Source organism: Paenibacillus sp. Y568, assembly GCF_059445545.1.
In genome coordinates, this window is the sequence record NZ_JCAIUM010000013.1 from 73,492 (window position 1) to 86,001 (window position 12,510).

The following is a 12,510-nucleotide window of genomic DNA, read 5'->3' on the forward strand; positions in this document are numbered from 1 at the left end:
TTTTAGTGTTAATCTCTTAATAATTAATAGCATAAATCCATAATTTACATATCAAAGAAAAATGTGTCGTAATATTTTCAACCATAAATCGCAATATTACCTCCTCAAAAAATGGGAATGAATCTTGTAGAATAAAAAATGTAAACAGAAACATTCTCGAGAGGGGTAAGAAAATGAAAAAAGCTAAACATTTTACAGCTCTTTTGCTTGTGATCATGTTAGTCTCTGCTTTAACAGCTTGTGGAGGTAATAATAACAATACTTCCAAAAACAATGCTGCTACTAAGGATGCCACAGAGACTACAACAACACCAGAGGCAACGAAAGAGGAGCCTGCAGAGAAGATCGAACTTTCATTCTGGTCACTTGGAACGACCAACTATGAAGATCTTGCTAAGGAATACACCAAAGAACATCCAAACATTACGGTTAAATTTCAAAATACATCAGATCAAACGGCTCACCATAACAATCTGACAACAGCATTGTCTGCAGATTCAGGAGCACCTGACATCTTCATGCTTGAAATCGGTTTCATGGAACGTTTCATCAACGCTCAAGATAAATTTTATAACTTGAACGACCTTGGTGCGAAGGATATCGCAGGTAACTATTTAGACTGGAAATGGAAACAGGCTTCATCTGTAGATGGAAGTTTCCAAATTGGTCTTCCAACGGATATTGGTCCTACAGTTGTTTATTATCGTACGGATCTTGCTGAAAAAGCTGGTTTACCAGTTGATCCAGAAGGATTCGGAGCAGCAATCGATACTTGGGATAAATTCGGTACAGTAGCTAAACAATTTAAAGAAAAAACAGGTAAACCATTTGCAGATTTGACAGACCTTGTGTACAACGGTCTTCGTGATCAATCTGCTGATCAGATCTACTTTAATAAAGAAGATGGTTCCTTTATTGGAGACACTAACCCACAAGTTAAGAAAGCATATGACTTTACGGTGAAAGGTATTCAAGAAGGATGGATTGGTAACACATTACTTTGGTCTCCTGAGTGGGGTCAAGCAATGAACGATGGTGGATTCGGAGTTGTTCTAGGTCCAGCTTGGATGGCAGGTAACATTAAGAGTAACGCTCCTGATTCAACAGGTAAATGGAAAATCGCACAATTACCAGAAGGTGCTGGTAACTGGGGTGGATCATTCCTAACATTACCTAAAGAAGGTAAGCATTCGAAAGAAGCTTATGAATTCATCGCTTGGTTGGATAGCCAATCTAGCCAACTTGAATCTTTCAAAGCAAGTGGTTTGATGCCATCTATTCCAGCATTGTATACAGATGCAGCTTTCACAGGTTTCCAAGATGAATTCTTCGGCGGCCAAGCTACAGCAGTTGAGTTTGGTAAAGCGGCAGAACGCGTTAAACCAGTTTACTACGGTCCATTACATGACCAAACAGATACATTCTTCAAAGATGCACTTAAAAATGTGTTAGAGAAGAAATCGGACCCTGCAAAAGAGTGGGATTCAGCAGTTAAAAAGGCTAAAACATTAGCAGAACGTAGCTAGATATTATAACTTAATCAACATTTTAATAAAATGCAAGATAGAAATGATCCAAATTCGCAGGGAGGAACAATGCCTTGCGAATTTGGATTTATAAATTAATTCCTGGAGGTAAACCATGGCAGAGCCGGTCACTGTTATTCCACCTGTCAGTATCAAGAAGCCCTTTCTGACAGAACAACGAAGAAGTCGTATTACAGCTTATACATTCATATCACCATTCTTTATCATTTTTGGTATTTTCGGATTATATCCGATTTTATTTACTATTTATCTATCCTTCTTCAAGTGGGATGCATTAGGTCCAATGAAATATGTTGGACTTAAGAATTATGAACTCATAACAAGTGATCCTACATTCTGGATCTCTTTCACAAATACACTCATTATGGGTGTAATGGGGACTGTTCCTCAGTTAATCGTAGCGCTGTTATTAGCGATTCTTCTAAATTCAGCATTAACCAAGTTTAAGAAGACATTCCGTATTCTTTATTTTATGCCTAATATCACGTCAATTGTTGCAGTTACTCTAGTATTCAGTACCATGTTTGGTAATAATGGGATGATTAACTGGATTTTAAATTCACTTGGGTTGGAGAATGTGGCTTTTAACTCTGGATTTTGGGGAGTTAAGATCGCAATTTCAACCATGGTTATGTGGCGTTGGGTAGGATATAACACGATTATTTTCCTATCAGGTCTTCAAAGTATTCCAACAGATTTATATGAGGCAGCTAGAATCGATGGGGCGAATAGTAGACAACAGTTAGCGTTTATTACACTACCCTTACTTAAACCGTTTATCGTATTCGTTACATTGTTATCAACAATTGGAGCACTTCAATTATTTACTGAACCTTATGTATTCCTTGGGCAAACGGGCTCAGGATCGACACGTGAGGAAGGTGTTACGATGGTTACATATTTATACAGTGAGGCTTTCCGTAATGGGTTCTTTGGTACAGCGGCAGCAACAGCAGTTATGCTATTCCTATTCACGATTGTCTTCTCCGTTCTTAATATGGTAGTAACCAGCCGCATGGGCGGAGATACAGGAGGTAAAGCATGAGTTCATTAAATACTACAAAAGGTAAGCTCGGTAATCCTGGTAAAGCAAGCAAGTTGCTCTATCATTTGTTACTTATCGTTGGAGCTCTTATATCTATCTTTCCATTCTATTGGATGTTTGTTATTGCAACAAATGACCGTGGAGCTGTATTCCACATTCCACCGTTACTAACGATAGGCGATCAATTTTTTAACAACTTTGAACGCGTACTTGAGAAATCAGACTTTTTTAGAGCTTTAGGTAATTCACTATTTGTTTCTACGATGGTTACTGTATCCGTGGTGTTCTTCTGTACACTCGCTGGTTATGCCTTTGCCAAATATGAATTTCCGTTTAAAAAGATTCTGTTTGTATGCGTCATTGGGACATTGTTTGTTCCTACACAACTAAGTGTTCTACCGACATACATTATCATGGCTAAGCTTCACTGGATTGATTCTTACAAAGCACTCATTGTACCTGCTATGGTCAATGCGTTCGGTATATTCTGGATGAGACAATATATTTCCACTTCTGTGCATACAGAGCTCATTGAAGCAGGAAGAATTGATGGTGGTGGACATTTCCGTATATTCTGGAATATTGCTATTCCTGTCATTACTCCTGCCATGGCAACGCTAGCCATTCTGAACTTTATGAATGTATGGAATGATTTCTTCTGGCCATTGGTCGTTCTGAAGAATAAAGAGCATTATACTATTCAGATTGCATTGCAACAGTTATTCACGAACCGTGATGGACTTGATTATGGTATGATCATGTCAGCTACCTTTACGGCTACATTACCACTATTAATTGTCTTCCTTTTCTTCAGCCGTTACTTTATTGCAGGGCTGACGTCGGGTGCGATTAAAAGTTAATTTTACTTATGCTTATCAAAACAAGGGATTACAGAGCACAATGAAGAATAATATGAAGTAAAGACAGCTGGAGGAAGTGCGTATATGAAACTCCGTCGTAAAATTTTGCTAGCTATTATTCTTCTTGTGTTTATTCCTGTGATCGTAATGGGTGCCATAACGTACTATAACTTTTCAAGCGCTATGGAGAAGAAATCTAGTAACTTCTATTCGATTTCTTTATTAGAGACAGATCGCAAGCTTAAATTTGCCCTAAATGAAATCACAGCCATTTCAAATTCAGCCATATCAAAGCCGGGGTCTGAGATTCAGCAATCACTGAAGCAATCAGATACCATCTTAACGTATGATCGTAAACAGAATATTAATAATCTACTGATCGATCATCCCATGATTTCATCATTTAGCCTTTATACCAACGATAGCTTAATTTATCAATATAATGAAGCGATGCCATTTGATGAATTGAAGAGGAAAGACTGGTATGAACCTATGAAGGAAGCTGAAGGGCGACCGGTATGGGTTGGACCAGGTGAGAATGGATCATCCGCCGAAGGTAATCCTATACTTATTCAAGCTAGAGTGATCAAAGATTATTATTCGTTAGAAAATATAGGTTCTCTTGTGATTTATATTAAACCGGATATATTAGATCAGGTTTTCTGGGAAGCTGCCACGCTGAAGAGCGGGGATATTTTGCTTGTAAATAAAGAGGGATCCATCGTTTTTACCAAATCAGGCGAACATATAGGTGAACAAGTGCAATTTCCATTTATATCGGATACAAGCTTTCAAGATAAGGATTACTATATTGATAACTATCGGAATGAGAAATCGCTGATTACCTTTTTACCGTCCCATAATGAGGATTGGTATTTAGTGGCTATCACCCCTATGAAGTTAATTCGTTCAGAATCTGATTCTATTCGCAACATTGCGATTATATTGGGATTATTCTCATTGTTGACTGCATTTTGGTTCGACCAGTTCTTCGTAAGTAAATTAGTTCGAAGTATTATTAGCGCCTCTAATGGGATGAAACGTGTTCAACAAGGTGTATTTACACCTATTACTTCACACACGAAAAGTGATGATGAAACAGATATATTGATTGATGGTTTCAACCGAATGAGCTCCCAAATCAATGAACTCATTTTACAGGTGGAAACGGAACAAGCTCGTAAGAAAAAGGCAGAATTACAGGCACTAGTTGCTCAGATCAATCCCCATTTTATTTATAATTCTTTGGAATCGATTAATTCTATGGCAGTGTTAGAAGGAAATAAAAATATTAGCAAGATGGTCATTTCCTTAGGGAAGTTATTAAGAATTAGCATAAATGAGAATCAAGAATTAATTCCAATACATATGGAAATCGAGCACGTTCGTCACTATTTAAATATTCAGAAGTTTCGATTCGAGGATAAGTTTGAGTATGAAATTGAGTTTGCAGAATCTTTGAAATATTATATGACACAAAAATTAATCGTACAGCCGATCGTTGAGAATGCATTATATCACGCAATTGAGCCTATGGAACACAAAGGATATATCACGATTAAGGCCCATGAATCAGACCATGATATTCTAATTGATGTTATTGATAATGGACTAGGTTTCGATGAAGCAACGTTATTAAATTTATGGAAAACGGATACAGCAGATCAAAAGAAATATCGTAATAGCGGGGTAGGGCTTAAAAATGTCCATGACCGTTTAGTTATCCGATTCGGCAGCCCATATGGTATTCTCATCTGTTCTTCTCCAGGGTACGGTTCAACCATTCGAATCCGTTTACCTAAGATCATATCATGAGATTATAGCGAAGAAGAGGAGCAACGAATATGAGACGATTTCTGAATTGGGGCTGGATCGTACTTTATGTCATTGTGTTGACTGGAACGGTTATGCTGATTATGGTGAGGGATGAAGATAGTCCATTAGAAGAAGTTCCGACAGATAAGATTACGCTTACATTCCGCCATTTCTGGATTAAGGAACATGATCGACCCATCATTAATATTTTTGAAGAAGTTGTACGCACCTATCAAGAGACTCACCCAAATGTGAAGGTCAATTTTGATGGAATGGATCAAACTGTCCATAGAGAACAGAAGCTAAAGAGTGAAATGGTGATTGGTACACCTCCAGATATGTTTGTTTTGTTCGGAGGGGCTGAGATCGAACCCTATATTCGTTCAAATAGGCTTATGGATCTATCAGATTTTGTAACAGATAATCAACTGAAGGATCAGTTTAAGGATCTTCATTTGTGGACGTCAAATAGTCATATCTATGGTTTACCGCTGGAAGGGAATGCTGAACCTCTTTACGTGAATTCAACCATTTTCGAAAAACTTGGCCTTCCATTGCCTAAGACCCTTAGTCAATTGAATGAAGCGATTGTTGTATTGAAAGAGAATGGCTATATCCCTTTTGCATTGGGAAATGAAGAACGCTGGCCCGCTGGTATTTTTGCTCATTATCTTATGGATCGTTACTCTAATCCGGAGGTTATTAACTCACTGGTACAAGGAGATGAAGGGACCAGTTTTCAGAATGAAAATTATTTACGCGCTTTTGATCAGTTAAAGTCATGGGTAGACGAGGATATATTTGGTCCTACGTCTAACGAACTTTCCACGGAAGAAGCGGCGCATTTATTTACTCATGGAAAAGCTGCAATGTATTTAAACGGAAACTGGGATATCACCTTGTTTCACAATGAGGATGCTCCTCCAGATTTCCAAAATGAAGTCAGCGTAATTCCTTTTCCCTCGTTATATCAAGGAGGGCCACAAGCGATGGCTGGAGGATATACCATTGGCATTGGATTATCTTCTAACTTAACAGACGCTAAGAAAGAAGCGGCACTCGGATTAATGAAGGCTTTTTATACTGAAGAAGTCCAGAAACGGATTGTATACGAAGGATTACGAATTCCATCCATGAAGATTAAATTTGACTCTTCAAAGACAGGCCCCATCTTTACACAGATGATTACAGTTATGGAGCAGAGTAAGAGTACCTTTGTGCCTTATGATAACTTGTTGTCTCCTGAAGTTAGTAAATCCTTCTTAAAAGTAATAGAGGAACTAATAGATAATAAAGTGAGTGCGAAGGAAGCTTTAGATGAACTTGATCTGTCTTCGATTCAATATTGGAATTTAAGGCGTAACTCTTTAGGAAAATAAAAAAAGGGGGTTGGGAGTAGTGGTTACATTAGGAAATAAATACAAGGTTATTCTAGTAGATGATGAACCAATGATTTTACGTAGTCTAAAAGTAGCCATTCCCTGGGAGGAACTAAATCTTGAGATTGTGGGAGAAGCGAGAAATGGGGAAGGGGCATTACAGTTAATTAAAGAGAAGTCTCCACATATGGTTGTTAGTGATATCCGTATGCCAGGTATGGATGGCATTTCTCTGATGAAAGAAGTTCTGGCGGACAATGCTAAGCTTATTTTTATTATCATTAGTGGATATGGTGAGTTTGAATATGCGCGTGAGGCACTTCGACAAGGAGCTTTTGATTACTTATTGAAGCCTATTGACCATGAAGAACTGACAGAGATGCTTGTAAGAGCCAACAAAAGGCTAGATACTCAAATTGAGAATGATAAGTTAATACATTCTGTTCAGGTTCTGTCTCTGATGGCACGTGAGCGAATGTTCTTAGAACTTATAGAGGGCAATCAGAGAACGCTTCAGCATATGAATTGGATGGAGAGCGATGAATTAGAACAGGACTATTTCATGGCTGTTGTTCAGCTGGATCAATATTTAAATGGACACTGGACGATGCAAGAGAAACGACTGTGGTTATTTGCCATACGAAATATATTAGAAGAATGGTCTGAGCAGAATAGTGGCATGACGGTTTTCCCTTTTCATAGTGGAGAATGGATTGTCATATTTCCAAGTCACATGAACGACGATACAATGATGCTGGGTAAAGATATCATTCATCAAATCAAAAAATACTCTAAGCTTACTTGTTTTGTAGGTATTAGTAAACGTAGCAAGGGCATTGATCAGTTAAACTCTGCATACCAAAGTGCCACCAGAGCCTTATATCAGCGTTTTTATACTGAGCAAGAAGGGGTATTTATTGACTCTGACGATAGTATTGAACATGCTCCAATTCAAGAAGTTAAGTATCCTAAACATCTCGAAACTGCTATTCTTCAATGTATTCGTACACTAGACTTAGAACGTATGTTACCTTTGTTTGATGACACCAAGGCTTATATTGAGGGTTATTCTTTAACAAAAGATATTGCTGAACGAATGATCGTTGAAATGACAGTGGTTTTGTATAGACAGTTTGAATACTCGAATTTACATGTAGATGGATCTCTAGGTGAACTTATTCAAAGACTTCATGATATGGGTACATTAAGTGAAATGATTAACGAGGTTAAGGCAACTTTTGAGAAAAAAGTGAATGAAAATAGGTATAGTCAGTCCAAAGAGGACGTTCAGACGATCGTTGAAAAGGCTCAAAAGTATATAGAAAATCATTATCACAAAGATCTAAGTATTGAAGAGATCGCGGAGGTAGTAGATTTAAGTATCAGCCATTTTTGTATGATATTTAAACAAGTATCAGGGTATACCTTTTTGGAATACCTAACCAAGTGTCGAATGGATAAGGCGAAGTATATCTTGAAAAATACGAGTGTGAAAGTGTATCAAATTGCTCCGCTAGTAGGGTACCAAGATCCAAAATATTTTACACAAGTTTTCAAGAAGGCGACAGGTAAGACTCCTTCTGAATTTCGCGATGAAAAGTGAATTATAGGAAAAAGTAGAACGGAACTGGGGTGGATTTGCGCTGAATTTATCTTTATTTTAGTTTTATTAATTAATTGTTGACAGCTTTCTCCACATCTTATACAATGCATATATGAAAGCACTTTCATTCATGTAACAATGTTTGTAAGCCTTTTCCGAAAACGTTTCATTTATTTAATAAAGAGAGAAAAAAACAAGATTCAGCGAGGTATCTTCAGGGTTTCCTGTTTATACATATTTATGGTTAGTCATTTAAAAGGGGGATTTACGGTATGAAGGGGAGAACACCGAAAACGTTTGCAATGTTACTATTAGCTAGTGCACTTCTTGTGTCTGCTGGATGTAGTAACAACAATGCAGCTACGAATGCAGGTAAGACTGAAACGGCTACAAACGCTACTAATACAGAGAAAGAAGTAGATACGAGTCCAATTACGTTCAGTTTCTTCGGAGCAGATGCAAGCCCTAACTGGAATAAAATGAAAGATGATGTTGGTAAGGTTATTACTGAGAAAACAGGCGTGACACTAAATGCAGAATATAACGTTACAGGTGATGGTTCCGACAAGATTGCCTTAATGGCAGCTAGTGGTGAATATCCTGATTTGATTTTTGCAAAAAACGATGTTGGTAAGATGATAGACGCAGGTGCCATGTTAGACTTAACAGACTTGATTGACAAATATGGCCCTAACCTTAAGAAGGTATATGGAGAGGACATGAAACGTCTACCATATAGTAATGAAGATAAAGCAATCTATGTTGTCCCAAGTAATGCTGCTGTGGGTCAACAGTATTTTGATTCGACTTCAGGGTTTGAAATTCAACATGATGTGTTGAAAGAACAAGGATATCCTGAAGTGAAGACACTTCAAGATTTCGAGAAAGTACTACAAACTCACGTTGACAAACATCCTACGACCGATGGTCAACCAACAATTCCACTGACATTGGATGCGGATGATTGGAGAATTATGATCACTGTGACCAATCCGGCATTCTATACTACTGGAGCACCGGACGATGGGGAATATTACATTAATCCAGAAACGTTTGAAGCGCAACTTCACTACAAACGTCCTGAAGAGAAAGAATATTTCCGTTGGTTGAACCATATGTACAATGTAGGTTTACTTGATAAAGATACATTTGTCCAAAAGAGTGATCAATATAAAGCTAAAATTGCTAGTGGCCGTGTCGTGGGTCTGATTGACCAAGAGTGGGGATACGCTGATGCAGAGAACGCTTTGAAGGCTGCAGGCAAAGATGGTAAAACATATGCTCACTTTCCTGTAACTTTATCTGCTGATTACCTAGATCATGGCTTTCAGGATACTGGATTCATGGCAGGATTAGGCATAGGTATTACTAAGACTTGTAAAGATCCAGTTCGTGCGATTCAATTCTTAGATTACTTAGCTTCTGATGAAGGTCAAGTTCTTCTTAACTGGGGAGTTGAAGGTAAACATTATAATGTTGTTGATGGCAAACGTGTCATTCCAGCAGATGTATTAGATAAGAAAGTTAATGATGCTAGTAACTTCTCTAAGACTACAGGTATTGGATTATATGCTTCTATGTCTGGTCACTATGGTGATGGTGTATTAGATCCAACAGGTAACTACTATACTACTAACTTCCCTGAACAGATCGTAGCTACTTACTCTGAAGCAGAGAAGGAAAGTTTGAAAGCATACAATGCGACGACTTGGAAAGATCTATGGCCTTCTGAAAAGGAAATGCCAGTTAAACCTTGGGGTGCTGCTTGGAATATTTCTGTTGAAGCAGGGTCAAGTTATGATGTAACGTTCCAGAAGACACAAGACATTATTCGTAAACGTATTCCAGAAGCTATTCTAACTGCACCTGAGAAGTTCGACGCTGTGTATGATGGCATGATAGCAGAGTTGAACAAAGCTGGCGCTGAGAAGATGGAAGCAGAGTATACTACTTATGTAAAAGCTAGAGTTGATCTATGGTCTGGTAAGTAATTAACTACTATAAATATTGTAGGAGGTCCACCTTAGGGTGGGCCTCCTTTTAATAATATAAGACCTAAAATACCTGATAATAACCTAATATAACCTAAAAATTCCTAACTAAAACCTAAAAAACCTAATGAAAACCTAATGATAACCTAATATCAACCTAAAAATAACCTAAAAAAGACTCATAATAGTCCTAAATAATGGTATACAAAATGCTGAAAATGATATATATTTAGTGTTGTAAGCACTTACATGGGTGCTTAAAGAAAACGATTTCTATTTTTTGTAATTTGTTTGTTGTTGCACTATTTATGTTTCTATTCGTATTGGGAGGGTTATTTTATGAAGAGAAAGAGTCCAAAGACATTTGCAATGCTACTTATCGCAAGCGCTCTCATGTTATCTGCTTGCGGCAACGGTAACAACACGAACGCCACCAAGAACGCAGAACCTACAAAAAGTTCAACATCTACGAACACGACTGCAACTACAGAGGAAACCATGGATACGTCCCCGATTACATTTACATTTTTCGGAGCAGATGGTAGTCCGAACTGGAACAACATGAAAGATACTGTGGGTCAAGAAATTACGAAGAAAACTGGAGTCACGATTAATGCCCAATACGATATGGCAGGAAACGGTGGCGATGATAAGGTTTCCTTGATGGCGGCAAGTGGAGAATATCCGGATCTTGTATTCCCTAAAGATAACTTATCTAAGCTGGTTGATGCTGGGGCTATGATTGATATGACGGATCTAATAGAAGAACACGCACCTAACTTGAAAAAGTTATATAGCCAAAATATGAACAGACTTAAATATAGTACATCTGATCCTGCTATTTACGCGATACCTACAAATGGATCTGTAGATCAGACAAGCTTTGATGCAACAGGTGGATTTGAAATTCAACACAGAGTGTTGAAAGAGTTAGGTTATCCTGAGATCAGAACGATTCAAGATTATGAAAACGCTCTAAAAGCGTATGTAGCGAAACATCCTGAAACGGATGGAGCTTCGACTATTCCATTATTACTTAATGCTGATGATTGGAAAATTCAGATAACGGTTACTAATCCAGCTGTTAGTGCAACAGGATTAGCCGATGATGGTGAGTTCTACATTAACCCAGAGACACACGAAGCTAAATTCCACTATACTCGTCCGGAAGAGAAAGAGTATTTCCGTTGGTTAAACCATATGTACGCTGAAGGTCTATTAGACAAAGATACATTTGTTCAGAAAGATGATCAGTATCAAGCCAAAATTGCTAGTGGCCGTGTTCTTGGTCTAATTAGCCAAGAGTGGGAATATGGAAACGCTGAGAACGCGCTTAAAGCAGCAGGTAAAGATGAGTATACCTATGGACACTTCCCAGTGACAATGTCAAAGGATATTCTAGATCATTCATTCCAATCTACAGGGTTTGATGGTTACGGTATTGGAATCACAACTGCATGTAAAGATCCCGTTCGTGCTATTAAATTCCTAGATTGGATGGCTTCAGAAGAAGGACAGGTTCTCAGATACTGGGGAGTAGAAGGTAAGCATTATAATGTTGAGAATGGCGTTCGTGTGATGCCAGCAGAAATTAGAGATCGAATGACGAATGACAATGCAGCATTTTCGAAAGAAGAAGGCATTGGCTTGTATTGGGTCTTCAGTGGTCACTATGGAGATGGAGTAAAGGATTCAACTGGCAACTATTACACACTTAACTACCCTGAACAGATTGTTGCGAATTACTCTGATGTTGAGAAGGAATCATTGAAGGGATATAACGCGACTACTTGGAAAGATTTATTCCCTAAGGAAGATGAATTCCCAGTTAAAGAGTGGGGAGCAGCTTATAACATGACCGTTCCTTCGGATACACAATATAGTGTTATAGCTCAGAAAGCGCAAGATATCGTTCGTAAACGTATTCCAGAAGCGATTCTTACTAGTCCTGAGAAGTTCGATCAAGTATTTGACAATATGTTAGTTGAGCTTGAAAAGGTAGGATTGTCTAAGATGGAAGAAGAGTACACTGGTTATGTACAAGACAGAGTGAAATTGTGGACTGGTAAATAAGATAAGATCAAATTGATCAAAAGAATGACTCCTGATATTTCTTCAGGGGTCATTCTTTTGATTTTTTTAATATAATAAGCATTTCTTTTTATAGATAGGCTTATATTTCAATGCTAAACGTTTCTTCGTAGATAAAGGAAGGTAAGGCCGTGTATACTTGTATGAAATAATTATCCGTTCTTCTAGATGCCTTATGA

At 37.9% G+C, this 12,510-nt stretch carries 8 protein-coding genes; all 8 read left to right on the top strand.

Annotated elements, in window-relative coordinates:
• Positions 1 to 173: 173 nt before the first annotated feature.
• The 8 genes from AC1D7X_RS18055 (at position 174) to AC1D7X_RS18090 (ending at position 12,313) form a co-directional block, all read left to right on the top strand.
• Positions 174 to 1,526: an ABC transporter substrate-binding protein gene (locus AC1D7X_RS18055; protein WP_495475836.1), complete on the top strand. Its 1,353-nt coding sequence runs from the start codon at positions 174 to 176 to the stop codon at positions 1,524 to 1,526.
• Positions 1,527 to 1,641: 115 nt separating this feature from the next.
• Positions 1,642 to 2,592, top strand: coding sequence for a carbohydrate ABC transporter permease (locus tag AC1D7X_RS18060; RefSeq protein WP_495458110.1), 951 nt, complete (start codon positions 1,642 to 1,644; stop codon positions 2,590 to 2,592).
• Positions 2,589 to 3,452, top strand: coding sequence for a carbohydrate ABC transporter permease (locus AC1D7X_RS18065; protein WP_495458109.1), 864 nt, complete (start codon positions 2,589 to 2,591; stop codon positions 3,450 to 3,452). The genes AC1D7X_RS18060 and AC1D7X_RS18065 overlap by 4 nt, the downstream gene beginning before the upstream one ends.
• 84 nt (positions 3,453 to 3,536) lie before the next feature.
• The gene (locus AC1D7X_RS18070) at positions 3,537 to 5,267 is read left to right on the top strand and encodes a sensor histidine kinase (protein WP_495458108.1); all 1,731 of its coding nucleotides are present in this window, start codon (positions 3,537 to 3,539) and stop codon (positions 5,265 to 5,267) included.
• Positions 5,268 to 5,296: 29 nt separating this feature from the next.
• A complete protein-coding gene (locus AC1D7X_RS18075) occupies positions 5,297 to 6,646 on the top strand; it encodes an ABC transporter substrate-binding protein (RefSeq protein WP_495475837.1) in 1,350 nt (449 codons plus the stop codon).
• A 19-nt stretch (positions 6,647 to 6,665) separates the two neighbouring features.
• A complete protein-coding gene (locus AC1D7X_RS18080; RefSeq protein ID WP_495458106.1) occupies positions 6,666 to 8,249 on the top strand; it encodes a response regulator in 1,584 nt (527 codons plus the stop codon).
• Between the two features lie 272 nt (positions 8,250 to 8,521).
• Positions 8,522 to 10,240 (top strand): ABC transporter substrate-binding protein, encoded by a 1,719-nt coding sequence (locus AC1D7X_RS18085; protein ID WP_495458105.1) that lies wholly within the window; start codon positions 8,522 to 8,524, stop codon positions 10,238 to 10,240.
• A 339-nt stretch (positions 10,241 to 10,579) separates the two neighbouring features.
• Positions 10,580 to 12,313, top strand: a complete 1,734-nt coding sequence (locus AC1D7X_RS18090) for an ABC transporter substrate-binding protein (protein WP_495458104.1) — start codon at positions 10,580 to 10,582, stop codon at positions 12,311 to 12,313.
• Positions 12,314 to 12,510: the final 197 nt, after the last annotated feature.